Annotated in this window: 13 protein-coding genes; 1 reads left to right on the plus strand and 12 read right to left on the minus strand. The window is 57.1% G+C overall.

Annotation, left to right across the window (positions count from 1 at the left end; all coding sequences use genetic code 11):
- Nucleotides 1-97 precede the first annotated feature (97 nt).
- The 9 genes from B9A13_RS12515 to B9A13_RS12555 all read right to left on the minus strand — a co-directional run bounded on the left by B9A13_RS12515 (nt 98) and on the right by B9A13_RS12555 (nt 10,703).
- Nucleotides 98-1,657: an acyl CoA:acetate/3-ketoacid CoA transferase gene (locus B9A13_RS12515; RefSeq protein WP_084235497.1), complete on the minus strand. Its 1,560-nt coding sequence runs from the start codon at nt 1,655-1,657 to the stop codon at nt 98-100.
- Between the two features lie 175 nt (nt 1,658-1,832).
- Complete coding sequence (locus B9A13_RS12520; RefSeq protein ID WP_159448137.1) at nt 1,833-3,776, minus strand: S1C family serine protease; 1,944 nt, start codon at nt 3,774-3,776, stop codon at nt 1,833-1,835.
- 345 nt (nt 3,777-4,121) lie between these two features.
- Nucleotides 4,122-5,021 (minus strand): glycine betaine ABC transporter substrate-binding protein, encoded by a 900-nt coding sequence (locus B9A13_RS12525; RefSeq protein ID WP_084235499.1) that lies wholly within the window; start codon nt 5,019-5,021, stop codon nt 4,122-4,124.
- Nucleotides 5,022-5,030: 9 nt separating this feature from the next.
- Nucleotides 5,031-5,627, minus strand: coding sequence for an ABC transporter permease (locus B9A13_RS12530; protein ID WP_084235500.1), 597 nt, complete (start codon nt 5,625-5,627; stop codon nt 5,031-5,033).
- A complete protein-coding gene (locus tag B9A13_RS12535; RefSeq protein ID WP_084235501.1) occupies nt 5,624-6,268 on the minus strand; it encodes an ABC transporter permease in 645 nt (214 codons plus the stop codon). Before B9A13_RS12535 ends, B9A13_RS12530 begins: the two co-directional genes overlap by 4 nt.
- On the minus strand, nt 6,265-7,392 hold the full coding sequence (locus B9A13_RS12540) for an ABC transporter ATP-binding protein (protein WP_084235502.1): 1,128 nt from the start codon (nt 7,390-7,392) through the stop codon (nt 6,265-6,267). The genes B9A13_RS12535 and B9A13_RS12540 overlap by 4 nt, the downstream gene beginning before the upstream one ends.
- A 523-nt stretch (nt 7,393-7,915) precedes the next feature.
- On the minus strand, nt 7,916-8,536 hold the full coding sequence (locus tag B9A13_RS12545; protein ID WP_159448138.1) for a GntR family transcriptional regulator: 621 nt from the start codon (nt 8,534-8,536) through the stop codon (nt 7,916-7,918).
- Nucleotides 8,537-8,823: 287 nt separating this feature from the next.
- A complete protein-coding gene (locus B9A13_RS12550; protein WP_084235504.1) occupies nt 8,824-9,663 on the minus strand; it encodes an alpha/beta fold hydrolase in 840 nt (279 codons plus the stop codon).
- Nucleotides 9,664-9,902: 239 nt separating this feature from the next.
- Complete coding sequence (locus B9A13_RS12555) at nt 9,903-10,703, minus strand: SDR family NAD(P)-dependent oxidoreductase (RefSeq protein ID WP_084235505.1); 801 nt, start codon at nt 10,701-10,703, stop codon at nt 9,903-9,905.
- 224 nt (nt 10,704-10,927) lie between these two features.
- On the opposite strand from B9A13_RS12555, the gene B9A13_RS12560 reads away from it, so the two are divergent.
- Nucleotides 10,928-11,821 (plus strand): tocopherol cyclase family protein, encoded by an 894-nt coding sequence (locus B9A13_RS12560; protein ID WP_084235506.1) that lies wholly within the window; start codon nt 10,928-10,930, stop codon nt 11,819-11,821.
- A gap of 130 nt (nt 11,822-11,951) precedes the next feature.
- On the opposite strand, the gene glmS is transcribed toward B9A13_RS12560, so the two are convergent.
- The 3 genes from glmS to dapF all read right to left on the minus strand — a co-directional run bounded on the left by glmS (nt 11,952) and on the right by dapF (nt 16,121).
- The gene (gene glmS / locus B9A13_RS12565; RefSeq protein WP_084235507.1) at nt 11,952-13,781 is read right to left on the minus strand and encodes a glutamine--fructose-6-phosphate transaminase (isomerizing); all 1,830 of its coding nucleotides are present in this window, start codon (nt 13,779-13,781) and stop codon (nt 11,952-11,954) included.
- Nucleotides 13,782-14,035: 254 nt separating this feature from the next.
- On the minus strand, nt 14,036-15,253 hold the full coding sequence (locus B9A13_RS12570) for an LL-diaminopimelate aminotransferase (protein ID WP_084235508.1): 1,218 nt from the start codon (nt 15,251-15,253) through the stop codon (nt 14,036-14,038).
- Between the two features lie 34 nt (nt 15,254-15,287).
- A complete protein-coding gene (gene dapF, locus B9A13_RS12575) occupies nt 15,288-16,121 on the minus strand; it encodes a diaminopimelate epimerase (RefSeq protein WP_084235509.1) in 834 nt (277 codons plus the stop codon).
- Nucleotides 16,122-16,392 lie beyond the last annotated feature (271 nt).

The following is a 16,392-nucleotide window of genomic DNA, read 5'->3' on the forward strand; positions in this document are numbered from 1 at the left end:
GCAGATATCATAAAAGCGGGGACATACGCTTCGGTATGTCCCCGCTTTTTGCTCAAAGAAAGCCCCGCCGGCATTCCCTCCGCCGGCCGGCGCCGCATTAGTCCTTAATCTGCCCTGCCAGCTTGCCCCAGGACTCCTGGAAGATCTCGGGAGACATCTTCTTGACGTTCTTGATGATGGGCTTGAACTCCATCTGCGCCAGAATATCCTTCTCCAGATCCACGCCGTCGGCAACCTCGGTAAGCTCCAGGCCTTCCTGAGTCAGCTCAAACACGGCCCGCTCGGTGACGTACAGTACCGGCTGATGGATGGACTGTGAGTATTTGGCCGAGAAAGTGACCTGCTCCACGTTTTTGATGAATTTCTTGTTCTTGCCCTCTTTCAGAATGTGGAGCTTGCCATCCTTGACCTCCGTAGCCAGGCCCCCCGCCGTGAAGGTCCCGCAGAAGACAACGCTCTTGGCGTTCTGCGTGATGTTGATGAATCCGCCGCATCCGGTGGGACGATTGTTGAACTTGCTGACGTTCAGGTTTCCGGCTTCGTCCACCTGGGCAAGTCCAAGATAAGTGATGTCGATGCCGCCGCCGTCATAAAAATCGAACTGATAGGGCTGTTCGATAATTGCCTCGGCGTTGATGGTGTTGCCGAAATCCGCCCCGGCCGCAGGAATCCCTCCGATTCCGCCGCCCTCGGTGGACATGCACAGCAGTTGGTTGACTTTTTCTTCCGCGGCAACGGCTGCGATTCCGTCGGGAATGCCCACGCCCAGATTGACCACCGCGTTCTTTTTCAGTTCCATGGCCGCCCGCCTGCAGATGATCTTACGGTCGCTCAGTTCCATAACGGGAACGGCGTCCGTGGGAACCTTGATATCGCCGTTGAAAACGGGGCTGTAATAGGTACCCATGGTCTGGAAATGGTGCCCCGGCGTGGAATGGACCACGTAATCCACAACGATCCCCGGTACCTTTACACGTTTGGGATGGAGCGAACCGGCCTTCGCCACCAGCTCCACCTCGGCGATGACGATTCCGCCGCAGGACTTCGCGGCCTCCGCCACGGAGAAGGTCTCCACCATGACTCCGTCCTTTTCGATGGTGATATTTCCGTTTTCATCCGAAACGTTTCCGCGGATGATGGCCACGTCCACCTTCGGAAGATAATAGCACATCCACTCTTCACCCTTGAAATTGAAAACCTCCACCAGATCATCCTTGGCCGCTTCGTTGGCCTTGCCTCCCTCCAGGCGAGGATCCACAAAAGTGCCCAATCCGACTTTGGTAAAAAGCGCGGGGCGTTTCGCTGCGATATTTCTCGGCATGGTGGCGATTACTCCCTGGGGCAGATTGTAAGCTTCCACCTTGTTGTCCGCGATCATAGCCTGAAATCCGGGTCCCGCCGCTCCGAAATGCCCGCCGACGTAACGCTTGAGGAGCCCTTCTTTTGCAAGGTATCCGACTCCGCGGCCCTTGAAATCGCCTGCGCCCGCCGCGCAGTATACGGTCAAATCACGGGGATGTCCCGTTTTTTCAAATGATTCGCTGATGGCGATTGCCATCGACTCAGGCATTCCGGCTAATCCAAATCCGGTGGTGAATACGGTTGCTCCGTCCTTGATTTGATCCACTGCTTCCTGTAAGCTGACAAATTTAGGCATGGTTCCTATCCTCCTGTATCATTTGAGTTTAAATGCGTCGCTGGTTTCTGCGCTGGGTATTCGCGCGTCAGAAATGCCGGGGACCGGTCCGGCTCGAGAGTATTGTTCCTCCTTTCCTCGGTAATCACAGGGTTATATCTGGAATGCCTTTGTCGGGCGTTTGCGCTGGAAGCCATCATTGACTGTCATACGCCATGATAAAAAAGACTACCGAACCGTCGTCGTCTTCCGCCATCCCGTAATACAGAGTCTTATTGTACTCCTGGTTTTTGAACATCATGACTACATATCCGCTGCTGCTCTGCTGACCGCCAACATAGGAATAACCCGCCGCTTCCAGCAAAGCGTAGTATCCGTAGAAAAACGAATTGTCGTCCCCCACAATGTTGTAAACATCGTCCGCCAGATAAGTGTAGATCACCCCGTTTTCCACCCCGGAGGAAGCATCCGACTGGGTCATCTTATGTAACGCCACGCCTATATAGCTCCCGAAATCGGGAGCTCCCGGAATCATGCTGTATGTGCTCACCGGGACGGCACCGGAGGAAACCGTTACGGTAAAAACCACAAGAGCATCAGGATTCCCCGTGTCGTCCGCAAAGCGGACCTTAACCGTTGCGGAGCCTTCGGACATGCCTATAATGTGAAGCTCACAGGAATAATCGTCCACCCAGTCTCCCCATTGCCCCATGGCCACATACTCGTCGGAAATGGAGTACTCCAGGGAAATATCGTCGTCATCGGTGTTGGTGGTGATGCGGACCGTTCCCTCCTGGCCGATCTGAAGCGCGAGAGAGCTGGGGGATACCCCCAGGGTAATCTGCGCGCGCAGGGCGTTCTGCTCCTGGATCACCGCTTGCAGAGTGCGGACCGACTCCAGGGACAGCGTTCCCAGATTTGCTGCGGGAACGGCGAAATTGAGATTCTGCCCGTCGGAAATAGTGCCGGAGGTTACGCCGATCACACGCCCGTAAGCGTTGATCAAAGCGCCTCCGCTGCTGCCCGCCGAAATGGGAGCAGTGGTTTGTATGTATTCTTTCCCGTCCACCGTCTGATCGGGATTGGATACGATCCCCTGGGATATGGTGCTGTTCAGGCCCAGAGGGTACCCGATGGCATAAACGGTTGCGCCTCCCTGCGGCTCAACGGTGGATTCCGTCTCCAGATAAGGAAAACCGTCGCCGTCCACTTGGAGGACGGCAAGATCGGTACTTGTGTTGTAGTCGTAAACTCCTTTAACCTGATAGGGTTCCGTTTTGCCGGGAACATAAACCAGGGCGGAGGCGGCGCCGTCTATCACATGATAGTTGGTCACCGCGATGCCGGAACTGCTGATAAAAAAGCCGCTTGCAGTGCCAAGCGCGGTGCCTGCCGCGTCATAGACCACGATCCGGAACACCGCGGGCGCGCACTTTGTATAAATTTCCTCCGACGACAGGGTTTTCAGCGCCCCGCTGCCGGCATTCAGAGCGCCGGAAAGGCCCGCGCTGTTTACCGCTTCCTCGGTGACGGCGCCGGCGGTCAGTAGGCTTTGCGTCAGAGTCGTAGTGCTGCCCTTCAGTTTCTGGGAAAGGGCGCCGAAAGAGATGGAGGCGATGTCTCCCCGGGTAAAGGAATCCCCCTGGGTGTATTCTCCCGAGGTAAGACCGATTTCATCCGACAAAACGCTGGCGGTGTCCCAGCTGAAATCACCCGCGCTGTCGCTGTAACCCAGAGCCCGCAGCACAAAGGTGAGGTACTGCGCCGCATTCACCTGCACTGCGCTTCCAAATGTTGTGCTCCCCGTTCCCTTGGTGAGCCCCATGACATAGGCGTAGCTTACATAAGGAGCGGCCCAGGCGTCCACGTCGGTGAACGGATGTGTCCAGTTTCCGCTGAGCGCCTCGTCCTCCTTGCCCAGAAGCCGCACCAGCATGGTGACCGCTTCTTCCCGGGTAGGCGTTCTGTCCAGCGCGAAGATGGGGTTTCCCGCCTCGTCGGTCCCTGTTCCCTTAAAAAGACCCAGGGTATACAGGGCGTCTGCCGATTGAACGGACTTGAGATTGGCGGCAAGAGCGCTGGGGCTGAACATACATACAATCAGGATGACAACAAGAGCCATTGACATGCGCTTTTTCATCGCCGGTTCATTCCTTTCCTGGGTGCATTCCGTCCGGTCGGCTTCTCCGGAAACTGCCGCTGATACGGCAGATGGCGTAATCCGGTTCCCCTGTAGAAGAGACGTCTTCCGCACCCCGCTGTCTATCTCTACGCGGGTCCTCATACATTGTAGCACCCTTGCTTCCGATTCGCAAGGACTCCTTGCCTGCTCTCCTGGCTTTCGCCCGGTGGAATTTCAAAAGAGCTTTCTCATGCTGCGCCGTGAAATGCGCCGAAGCGCCCGGGAAAATCCGTCGGATTTTCCCGGGCGCTTCGCCTCTGTCCCCACCCTTCTCCCGCAGGAAAAGGCAAGCGGATGGGTTTATCAGTCGATAAGCCCCTTGGACTTTAAAAATTCCGTAGCTACGTCTGCGACTTCCTGGCCCTCCACGTCGATCTTGTAGTTGAGCTCCGTCATGGTGGCGTCGTCGATGAGACCCGCCAGAGTGTTAAGGACATCTTCCACCTCCGGGTACTTTTCCAAAGTATCCTCCCGGATAATGGGAGCCGCGTAGTAAGGCGGGAAGAACCCCTTGTCGTCCTTCAGGACATGCAGATTGTACTGTTGGATGGGACCGTCGGTTGCAAATGCGTCGGTCACGTCCATGTCCCCGTTGCCGATGGCCTGGTATTTCAGAGCCACCTGCATCTTCAGAGGTTCTCCCTTGAATTTCAGCCCGTAAGTCTCCACCAGTCCATCATATCCGTCCTGACGGTCGAAGAATTCGTGCTCCGCGCCGAACACCAGATTTTCGGAGACCTTGGCAAGATCGCTGAAGGTTTCCACGCCGTACTCCCGGTATACCGCATCGGTCACCGCCAGGGTGTAAGTATTGTTGAAACCAAAGGGTTTCAGCCATTTGATGCTGAACTGCTCGTGAAACTCGTCGGATACCGCCTGATACGCCTCGTCCGGGTCGCTGATGACGTCCATTTTCAGCTGGGCCGTCAGGCCTGTGCCCGTGTATTCCGGATACATGTCGATATCGCCGTTCTGGATCGCCTCAAAGCAGACGAAAGTTCCGCCCATGTTGAGCTTCCGCTCCACCGTGATGTCCGTCTTGGCTTCAATCAGCTGGGCGAACATCTCTCCGAGAACGATGTTTTCTCCAAAGTCCTTGGACCCTATGGTCACCGTCTTTTTCTCCCCGCATCCGGTGAGAACCACGGCGAGCCCCAGGGCCAGAGCAAGTACAAGCCCGATCCATTTTTGTCTTCTTTTCATTGTTACCTCCTATTTTCGTTTTGTGAGTCTGCGCTCGAATCCCGTCATAAGATAATCAAACCCCACGGCCATAATCACCACGGGCAGCGCCGCGGTAATAATCCTTTCAAAGCTGCGCATCTGGATCCCGCGGTAGATGGGATATCCCAGTCCTCCCGCTCCGATGAGCACGCCCATGACCGCTATGGCCAGTGAGTTGACGACGGCAATTTTAATTCCCGAGAAAATCATCGGGAAGGATAGGGGGAGCTCCACCAGCGCAAGGCGCTGCATGCGGTTCATACCCATTCCCCGCGCTGCTTCCCGGAGATGATCCGGCACTCCCCCGAGGCCGGTATTGGTATTGCGGACAATGGGAAGCAGCGCATACAGGACCAACCCTGCGATAAGGGTCGTGTTCCCCAGTCCCAGCAGGATCATCAAAAGGGCCAGCAGCGCCAGCGAGGGTATGGTCTGGAGCATCTCGGCCGCAAAAAGGATAAACGTGCCCAGGCGCGGATACCAGAAAGAAATCACGCCCAGAACAACGCCGATTGCCGTGGCGATGGCGATGGCGATGGCAACGATGTACATGTGCTCCAGGATCAGAGGAAAAAGGTTCGTCATTGTTTCACCCTCCTCAGTCCCCTGGGAGTCAGCGCACGCTGTGCAAGCCCGATCAGGCCGCTGAAGAGAAAGGCCATGACGGCCGAAGGGATGGCGCCCGCCAGGATATACTGTGTATTATAATTGGACAGTCCCGTCCAGATAAGATCTCCCAAACCGCCCGCCCCGATGAGGCCCGCCAGGGTCGCCCAGCTGACGATATAGACGGTGGAGATTCGGATGCCGCTGACGATGGAGGGAAGGGCCAAAGGCAGCTCCAGCATGAAGAGCACCTGGCTTCCCGTCATGCCGATCCCTCGTCCCGCCTCGATGCAGCCGGCGTCCACCCCCGTGATTCCCACGTAGGTGTTTCGCAGGATGGGCAGGATTGCGTACAGGGACAGGGCAAAAATGGCGGGCTTCATCCCGATGCCGAACAACAGCAGCGCAAAGCCCAGCATCACGAGACCCGGAATGGTCTGGATGACCCCCACCGCGGCAAGCACGGGCGCTGCCAGCTTTTTATTTCTGGACAGCAAAATGCCCAGGGGTATGGAAATGACGATTCCAATCAGGACGGCAATCACCACCAGCTCCAAATGCCGCACCAGGCTGTCCCGGATGTACACCCAGTTCTTGGTAACAAACTGCGTTATGGTCATGACGTAAGCTCCCCCCACAGCGCTTCCCCCATGGCCTTGGCCATGCTGGTCCGCGTGATGAGCCCCGCCACGGTCCCGTCCTCGTTGAGCACCACCAGGTATTGAAGAGAGGAAGCCAGCAGCTGGTCGAAGGCCGCCCTGGCGTCTTCCTTCCTGGAGATGGTCATCGCCTCGTCCGATATGAGCTCCCGGATTTCCCGCCCGGCCTGCCCGTGCTTTCGGATGGTTTCTATAGACACCGTCCCGGCGTATGTATCGTCCTCGTGAAGGACCACCAGAGTGTTCACGTCGCGCTGGCGCATCATTTCAATGCACTCCAGGGTGTGCATGGTTTCCGGGACCTTCAGGACCCTCGTCCGCATGAAATCCTCCGCCAGGAGCTTGGCGGTTCCGTTGGCCGATTCCATATGCCTGCCCATGAAGCTGCGGATCAGGTCGTTGGCCGGATTGCGGAGCATCTCCTCGGGGGAGGCGGCCTGCACCAGTTTCCCCTCCTGCATGAATAGGATCGTGTCGGCAAGCCGGAGCGCCTCGTCCATATCGTGGGTGACGAATACGATGGTCTTTTTCAGCTTCTTCTGGATCCTGCGGGTTTCCTCCTGCAGCAGCTCCCTCGTGATGGGGTCCAGCGCGCCGAAAGGTTCGTCCATCAGCACGATGGGGGGCGACGCGGCCAGAGCCCGGAGGACTCCGATTCTCTGCTGCTGCCCGCCGGAGAGCTCCGCGGGATATTTATGGGCGTACTCCTCATAGGGCATTTCCACCAGTTTGAGCAGGCTGTGAACGATTTCATCGCATTTTTCCTTGGGATATTTCAAAAGCTTCGGCACGATGGAGATGTTCTGCTCCACCGTCATGTTGGGAAAAAGCCCGATCTGCTGTATCACATAGCCGATCCTGCGCCGGAGCTCCACGGTGTTTTCCTCCGAGATGTCCCGCCCGTCGATGGTAATCTTTCCGTTGTCCTGCTCGATCAGGCGGTTGATGAGTTTGAGGGTCGTGGTCTTGCCGCAGCCGCTGGGTCCGATGAGCACTGCGAATTCCCCGTCCCGGATCTCCAGGCTCAGATCGTCCAGAATCTTCTTGTTTCCATAGCTTTTGTTTACATTTTGAAATTGAATCATAGGCCTCTCCTTCCCCTCTGTGCGGGGGTATTTTTGTCGTTTTATACGCAATAAACAACTTTATTATAAAGTACAAGTTGTCAGTTGTCAACCTATATTATCCATTTTCATCCATTTGTACGGGCCGGCACCCCCTTTTTCCGGCGGCCGGCCTTAAAAAAAGCAAAGGATTTCCGCAGATACAAACGGCTGTATTTGCTAAAAAGAGCGGGGAAAAGAACCGATGAAAATCAAAACCGCCGGCTGAAACGGCGGCTTTCTCTTGCCCTATCAGGGTCTGTTGCCGGCGGGGCTGAAAGCCCTCGAATGGTCTCCAACTGATGCAGACGTGTCCCGCCGCCCATAAATAGGCTATTTACGCCCTTGCCTCTCTTGTCAAAGGGAAGCCTGTCGCCTGAGGGCGGGATGATTCAGGCGGTAAAGGCCTTTTCCCTTCCGCCGGCTCAGCGGGCGGTTTCCCGCGTTACACAAAAAATCGGCCGGTTCCAATCGGAACCGGCCGGAATCAGATAATAAACAATCCCTATTTCCGGATGAAAGCTGCCACTGCCTGGGAGCTGTCCAGATCTCCCACAAAAATCAGGGTGTCGTTTCCCTGCAGCACCGCATATGGCCCGGGAGAGAGAATGATTCTCGCGCCACGGCGGATGGCGATGATGGTTGCCCGGGTTTCCTGCCAGAACATCAGCTCTCCCAGGGTTTTTCCCACGATGGGCGAACTGTCCGGAATGGTCGCCTCGTAATTAACGAAGGGATGAGTGGAGGTAAAACGCTCATTGGTGCGCACGATGCTTCCCGCCACCTCCGAAATCCGGCGGCAGAGGATTTTTTGCTGCTCTAAAAGTTCGTTTAAGTTCATCTGCATGGATCGGGTGTCGTTGTGGGAATTGAACCTCTCCACATAGAGCTTTGCCTTGTCCGCCGACAGAATCAAAGCTCCGCTGTTCTGCTTGATTTCCACAATGTCCATGTCTGCCAGCAGCCGCAGCGCCCTTCGTACCGTTTCCGGTGAAACGCCGTACTCCGACGACATAACCGAGCGCCCGTAAATTTTGGTATTTTCCTTCAGTTCGCCCCGGGCGATGCGCATGGCAACATCCAGCGCGATTTGAGAATATACCGGCGGAATGATATGCGTGTCCAAAGAATTTTCCCCTCCCTGGTGCAATCCCCATCCAATGAATCGGATCGTGACGCTTATCTCCCTGCGGAAAAACGGCAAAACCACTATTGGCCCATCCGGCAGCGGGCCCATAAGTGCGGCGTTTTTGCAGGATAAGAACCACAAGATCCGTCCGGCGGAAACACCGCCGCCCGCCGCCTTGCGGCAGGCCGCAGGCATGTGCGCACTGCTCACGTCTGTGGAATACTAGTATAGCAACCGGGCAGGGAAATAACAATAAAAAATTTGCGGATTTTTTGACGAAAGCCTCAGGCTTTCACCGTTAGACGGCAGTTGCCGTCATGTTTGCAGAGAAAACCCGTTAAAAGCGTGTTGAGGGTCCCGTATTTTTCAAAAATGCCCACGTGGCCACAGTCCGGCAAGATCACATATTCGGTGTCCGGGATCTCCCTGGCGATGATATCGGAAAATTTGACCCGTTTGAGGATGTCCTCCTGGCCGACGATCACCAGAGTGGGGGCCTGAATTTTGTGCAGCTCGTCTGTCATGTATACGTCCTTTTCGAAGGTCTCGTAGAGGATTTTCTGCCCTTCCAGGTAATCCGGCGGCAGCAGCCTGCAGGCCTTTGCCCGCTGATCCAGCATCTCTCCGTGCTCCCGGATAAAGGAGTTGCCGTAAATGCTGGGGGTCATGCCCCGGAAAAACTTCTCGCCGTCCCCCAGCTCGCAAAGAAGCGTCCAGCTGTCGATGAAGCCCCTCAGTACCTCGTCCAGCTCGCTCACTCCGTCGATCACCGTCAGAGACTGCACCATTTCCGGGTATAAAATGGCAAATTTCATGCCCACCTCGGAGCCGTAGGAAGTCCCCACCAAGTGCACCCGCTGGATACCCAGGGACTCAAACAGTGCCTTGGCGTCCCCGGCGTGCTGCGCGAAGGAATACGGGCCCGCAGGCTTGTCGGACTTGAGCTGTCCCCGGAAGTCGTGCCGGATCACCCGGAATCCCATCTCCTCAAACACCGGCGAGATGAAATCCCAGCTGTTGGTGCTGGCCATGACCCCGTTTAAAAAGGCCACCGCGGATTTTGCCTTTTCGTTTCCCCTGTCCTCATAGTAGAGCTTGACGCCGTCGAGGTCTAAAATTGGCATAAGTATCATCCTTTCCATATGTCCCGAAGGCCTGTCCCGGATTATCTCCGGGATGGTTCCGCGGAGAATAATATGAATATCGATTCACCATTCATATCAAATATACCACAAATTCCCCCACCGTCAAGGTATATTTGGCGATACTGACAAAAACTGCTGCCCTCCAAAAAACAGAGAGAAGCAGATTCCCCGCGAAGGCGCCGATGCGCCCCCGCCGAAATGAAATACAATACGAATTTTTAATCGCTTCCCTTTTCGGTGATGCCGTGCCGCTTTTTCCACGCCAGGAAACGGGGGTACTCCACCAGCTGCACCAGTACGTCCGCCGGCGTCACCCGGGCCAGAAGACATCTTATGATGAACACCAGCGAGGGATAGATGGACCGCACTCCCGCCCGGATCCCCATCTCGATAATGAAGGCCGTCACCTTGGGGCTTTGCCGGGCCATGAGGGGCATGGGCGTGTCGTTGCCCCCAGCCTTTTTGAAAAACGGGGTGAACAGGGCCACGGGATAGACGGGAACGATCTTCACGTTCCGCGGCTTTTCCATCCGGTAGGTCCGGACGAAACCGTCCAGAGCGAATTTGGTGGAATCATAAAGGGTGAAGCCCGGCAGTACCATCTTCCCCAGACCCGATATGGTGAGCACGAAGGTAAGAGGCTCGGTCCCGCCTCCCTCCGTGAGCTTTTCCAGCGTGTAGATGGGGGCGTAGACATTGGTCTTGAAAATCTTATCGATCTTTTCCCAGTCGGCCCCGCCGATAGGGCCGTAATAACCGAACCCGGCGTTGGAAAAGAAGATGTCGATTCCTCCCAGAAGCCCCTTTGCCTCTTCCAGCATGGCGTCCAGCTGCCGGGGATCGGATACGTCGCAGGAGATGGCCATGGCGCCTTTCTCTCCGAACTCCCGGACAATGGGCTCCGTATTCCGTGCCACTCCCACCACCCTGGCGCCGGCCGAGAGCATGCGGCGCATGATCTCCCGCCCCAGTCCCGAAGAGGCGCCCGTGATTACGATGCGTTTTCCTTTCAGTTCCATTTCAGATCCCTCTTTCTTCCGGCGGCGCGAATCCGGCGCCGTGGTCCGCGGCTGTAAGTTATCTCTATAGAGACAGTATATACCCTTTTGTGCGCCTTTGGGATATTCCGGCGGCTTTTTGCGCTTTCTCCGTTTTTCCCGGGATTAGGATCGTGGCGCGCATAGAAACGGTCTCTTCGGGAAAAATTGGAATTAGAACAAATCGGGCGCAAAGGGGCAAAAGGATGAAGCAGTATCACGGGGCGGACCATTCCCGCTCCTTCTTTGAAGGCTGGTATTTTAAGCACCAGGCAGGTCCCCTGGCCGTTGCCTTCATACCCGGAATCAGCCTGGACGCATCCGGGAAACAAAACGCGTTCCTTCAGATTATCACCAACGAAGGGGCCCACCAGGCGTCTTTCGATCCCTCCGCCTTCCGGGCGGAAGAGCGTGCTCTCCGCATCCGTGTGGGAAACTGCCTCTTTACGGAGGAGGGGATCGTCCTGGATGTCAAATCCGACGGTCTGGAGTGCCGGGGAGCAGTCCGTTACGGCCGCTTCACCCCCCTGCGCACCGATATCATGGGGCCCTTCCGCCGGCTGCCAGGGATGGAATGCCGCCACGGCATTCTGAGCCTGTATCACAAAATCTGGGGCCGGATTGTCCTTAACGGGAAAACCTATTCCTTTGAAAACGGCGTGGGATACATCGAAAAGGACTGGGGAAGCTCCTTTCCGCAAAAATACTGCTGGGTCCAGTGCAACGATTTTCCCTCCGGAGATCTGTTTATCTCCGCCTCGGCGGCAAAAATCCCCTTCCTGGGGCCTTCCTTTTTAGGCTGCATCGCCGCAGTCCACTTCCGGGGTACGGAGTATCGTCTGGCTACCTATACCGGGGCGAAGGTGGAGGCCATGGCTCCGGACCGCCTGATCATTTGCCGGGGAGACTGTCGTCTGGAGGCGGAGGTTCTCTCCGGTTCCGGCTTCGACCTGCGCGCCCCCCTCCGGGGCACCATGTCCAGGACCATCCGGGAATCCCCCGCCTGCCGTGTCCGGTTCCGCTTTTTTCAGGACGGCCGCCTGCTCTTCGACAGGGAAAGCTCCGGCGCCGGGTTTGAATATGCGGACGCCTCCCAATAGAAACGCCTTCCGGAAATCCGCCGGTTTCCGCCTGACGGCAAAGACATAAACCCCCGCCTTGACCTGGAAGTCTCGGCGGGGGCGTATCGTTTTCTCAGGTCTGCTCCGGCTCCGGGGTCGCCCCTTTGCCTTATTCCACGGTGACGGATTTGGCAAGGTTCCTGGGTTTGTCGATGTCGCAGCCTCTCTGCAGGGCCACATAATAGGAAAACAGCTGCAGCGGAATAACGGCCAGAGACGGCATCAGGATCTCGTGGGTCTCCGGGATGGAAATGACGTTGTCCGCCACCTGCTCCAGCGCGCGCGCGTGCTTGGCCCCCGTGAGGCCCAATACGTCGGCCCCCCTTGCCTTGACCTCTTTGATATTGCTCACCATCTTGTCGAAAAGCCGCCCGTGGTTTGCCATGGCGACTACCAGAGTGCCGTCCTCGATAAGGGAGATGGTCCCGTGCTTCAGCTCTCCCGCGGCATAGGCCTCCGAGTGTATGTAGGAGATTTCCTTGAGCTTGAGGGAGCCCTCCATGCAGATGGCGTAATCCAGGTTGCGCCCGATAAAGAAAATGGAGCTGTTGTTGAAATAGATGGAGGCGTAGTATTGAATTTTCTCTCTGTGTTCCAGGATCTCTTCGATCTTCGAGGGAATCCGCTGGAGCTCGGCGACGATGGCGTCGTATTCCTCCGGGGCGATGGTGCCCAGAAGCTCGCCAAACCGCAGGGTGATGAGGTACAGAATCACCAGCTGGGTGCTGTAGGCCTTGGTGGTGGCCACCGCGATCTCCGGCCCCGCCCAGGTGTAGATCACGTCGTTTGCCTCCTTGGCGATGGAGCTTCCCACCACGTTCACCACCGCCAGGGTCCTGGCCCCCCGCCGCTTGGCCTCCCGGAGGGCTGCCAGGGTGTCGGCGGTTTCGCCGGACTGGCTGATGACGATGACCAGAGAACTTTCGTCCACAATGGGATCGCAGTACCGGAATTCCGACGCCAGTACGACCTCCACCGGCTTTCGCAGCAGCTTTTCCATGATGTATTTGGCGTTCATCCCCACGTGGTAGGACGACCCGCAGGCGACGATGAGAATCCGGTTCAGGCTCCTTACATATTCCTCCGTCAGGCTGAGGTTCTCGAAGACCACCCGGCCGTTTTTGATCCGGGGGGAAAGAGTGTCCCGCACGGCCTTGGGCTGCTCCATGATCTCCTTGAACATGAAGTGCTCGTATCCGCCCTTTTCCGCGGCGGAGATCTCCCAGTCCACCCGGCTGCGTTGCTTTTCCACCGGGGTCAGGATGGAGTTGTAGACCGTGATCTCCCCTTCCTTTAAGACCGCGATCTCCCCGTCGTCCAAGTAACACACGTCCTTGGTGTACCGGATCACCGCGGTTACGTCCGAAGCCATGAAATTGCAGCTTTTGCCGTAGCCCAGGATCAGCGGCGCATCCTTCCGGGCGGCCACCAGCCGGTCCGGGCAGTCGCTGCACACGATCCCCAGGGCGTAGGAGCCCTCCAGCCGGTCCACGGTTTTAGCCACCGCCTTGAGGATATCCCCCTCGTAAAAGTAGTCCAGCAGCTGGGCCACCACTTCGGTGTCCGTATCCGAACGGAAGGTCACCCCTTTGGCAAGGAGCATTTCCTTCAGCCTCATGTAGTTTTCGATGATCCCGTTGTGGACCACGGCGATCTTCCCGGAGTGGCTCAGATGGGGATGGGCGTTGAGATCCGAAGGCTCCCCGTGGGTGGCCCACCGGGTGTGTCCCAGTCCCACGGTGCCGGGCAGGGCGCGGCCTCCGTCCAGCATGTCGGACAGAAGCTTCAGCCTCCCCTTCGACTTTATGACCTTGAGCTCTTTTCCTGTAAACACGGCGACGCCCGCCGAGTCATATCCCCTGTATTCCAGTTTGGACAACCCGTCCAATAAAATGGGCGCGGCCTCTTCCTTGCCGATATAGCCCACGATTCCGCACATACAGTGTCCTCCCGATATCGTTCATTCAATCAGATTTCATTTAAAATGGCTCATTGTATAAATAATAGTAGATAGTATTATAGCACCGGCCGGCTTGTCAGTGCAAATAAAAAGGAGCGGGAATGCCGCAGATTCCCGCTCCTTTGCGTGCTGCAATAGGTTCTTGCGCCGTATCTCTGTTCTTTTCTCCGACGTTCATCCAAATCCGGGTACTCTCGCGCAGAAATCCGGCCCGGCTGCCGCGGATTCTGCCGTTATTTCTTCAGGAAAGCCTCGATTCGCTCGACTGCTTCCCGGGTGGCCATGGCGTCCCCGAAGGCCGTGAGGCGGATATACCCCTCGCCGCTGGGCCCGAAACCGGCTCCCGGCGTGGTCACCACGTTGGCTTCCTTTAAAAGCAGGTCGAAGAAGTCCCAGGAGGAGCCTCCTCCGGGGATCTTGGCCCAGATGTAGGGTGCGTTGACGCCGCCGTACACCGTGAGCCCCGCTGCCGCGAGCCCCTCCCGGATCACCCGGGCGTTGTTCATATAGTAGGCGATCACTTCCCGGAGCTGCCGCTTTCCCTCCTCGGAATAGGCAGCCTCCGCGCCCCGCTGCACCACGTAGGGAACGCCGTTGAACTTCGTGGTCTGCCTCCGGTTCCAGAGGGCGTTGAGCTGCGCCTCTCCCCGCCGCAGAGCCTTTGGCACAACGGTATAGGCGCAGCGGGTCCCGGTGAAGCCCGCCGTCTTGGAAAAGCTGCAGAACTCGATGGCGCATTCCTTGGCGCCCTCGATCTCATAGATGCTCCTGGGAATATCCTCCTGGGAAATATAGGACTTGTAGGCCGCGTCGTAGAGGATCACCGATTCGTTTTTCAGCGCGTACTGCACCCAGATGCGAAGCTGCTCCCGGGTGGCGGTGGCGCCGGTGGGGTTGTTGGGGAAGCACAGATAGATGAGGTCCGCCCGCTCCATGGGAGGCATGGGCGTGAAATGATTGTCCTCCGTGCATGGCATGTACAGAAGCTTTGTCCAGCGCCCGTCCACGTATTCCCCGGCCCGGCCGGCCATCACGTTGGTGTCCACATAGACCGTGTACACCGGGTCGCAGACCGCCACGATATTGTCGGCGGCAAAGATGTCCCCGATGTTGCCGCAGTCGCTCTTGGCCCCGTCGCTGACAAAGACCTCATCCGGAGAAAGCTCCACTCCCAGGGGCCGGTAGTCCTTCTCCACGATGCATTTTCTGAGAAATTCGTATCCCTGTTCCGGCCCGTAGCCCCGGAAGGTCTCCGCCCGTCCCATTTCGTCAACCGCCCGGTGCATGGCCTCCGTAATAGCGGGGACCAGTGGCCGGGTCACATCTCCGATCCCCAGGCGGATGAGCTTTTTATCGGGGTGCTCCGCGGAATAGGCGGATACCCTGCGTGCGATTTCGGCAAACAGGTAATTGCCCGGCAGCTTCAAAAAATTCTCGTTGATTTTTGTCATTGGCTCAGTTTCCTTTCCTTCCAGGTTGTCATTCTCAGTCCGCGATGCTTCCGTCGAATACGAATTCCGCGGGCCCCGTCATGTATACGTGGTTGTCGCCCTCGTCCCAGGTGATCTGCAGCGTGCCGCCCAGAAGGCGCACCGTCCCGCTCCGTTTGCAAAATCCGTTTAAAACGGCGGCCACCAGCGTCGCGCAGGCTCCCGTGCCGCAGGCCATGGTTTCTCCCGAACCCCGTTCCCACACCCGCATCTGCAGCGTTTCCCCGTCCAGCACCTTCACAAATTCGGTGTTGATCCGGTTGGGAAACAGGGGGTGGAATTCAAACAGCGGGCCGATTTCCGCAAGGTTCAGGGCCTCCGTCTCTGGTACGAAGATCACTGCGTGCGGATTTCCCATGGAAACGCAGGTGACGGTCCACTCCCGTCCTCCGACCTCCACGCTCCGCGCGATAAACCGCTCTCCTCCTCCCAGCACCGGAATCTTCTCCGGTTCCAGGATGGGCTCGCCCATGTCCACGGTCGCCTTTTTTGCTTTTCCGTCCTCCACATGGAGCCGCAGCGTCTTGATCCCGGCTCCGGTTTCCACGGTTATGGTCTCCTGGTCCGTCAGTCCCCGGTCGTGGACATACCGGCCCACGCAGCGGATACCGTTGCCGCACATTTCCCCGGAGGAACCGTCGGCGTTGTACATCTCCATTTTAAAATCGGCGGTTTTGGAAGGTCCGATTAAAATCAGTCCGTCGGCGCCCACGCCGAAATGGCGGTCGGAAAGTTTCCGGGAAAGCTCCTCCGGCCGCTCCAGGTGTTCTTCAAAACAGTTTATATAAATATAATCATTGCCCAGTCCCTGCATCTTGGTAAATTTCAAAGGCTCTGCCTCCAGTTCTGTTCCGAATCGTGCGAGTTCCTTCCGGCTCGGCCGGGTATGAAAACCCGCCGGATATCATGCGAAAAATGATTCTGCGGCAACAGGAAAATGATGACGCCTCAAAAGGGTTTGCGTCCGGCTTCGTATGCGGACCCGTCATCCCTGGTGCTTGCAGGTATTATACCACAAACGCACTGCGTTTCGTGGTGTTTGGCATCGTTTGCGGTTCCGTCCGAAGGGCGGGAGCAAACCGCGTCGTCAGCTAGGTATA

Origin of the sequence: Papillibacter cinnamivorans DSM 12816, from assembly GCF_900176335.1 — a bacterium.
Lineage (GTDB): Bacteria > Bacillota > Clostridia > Oscillospirales > Oscillospiraceae > Papillibacter > Papillibacter cinnamivorans.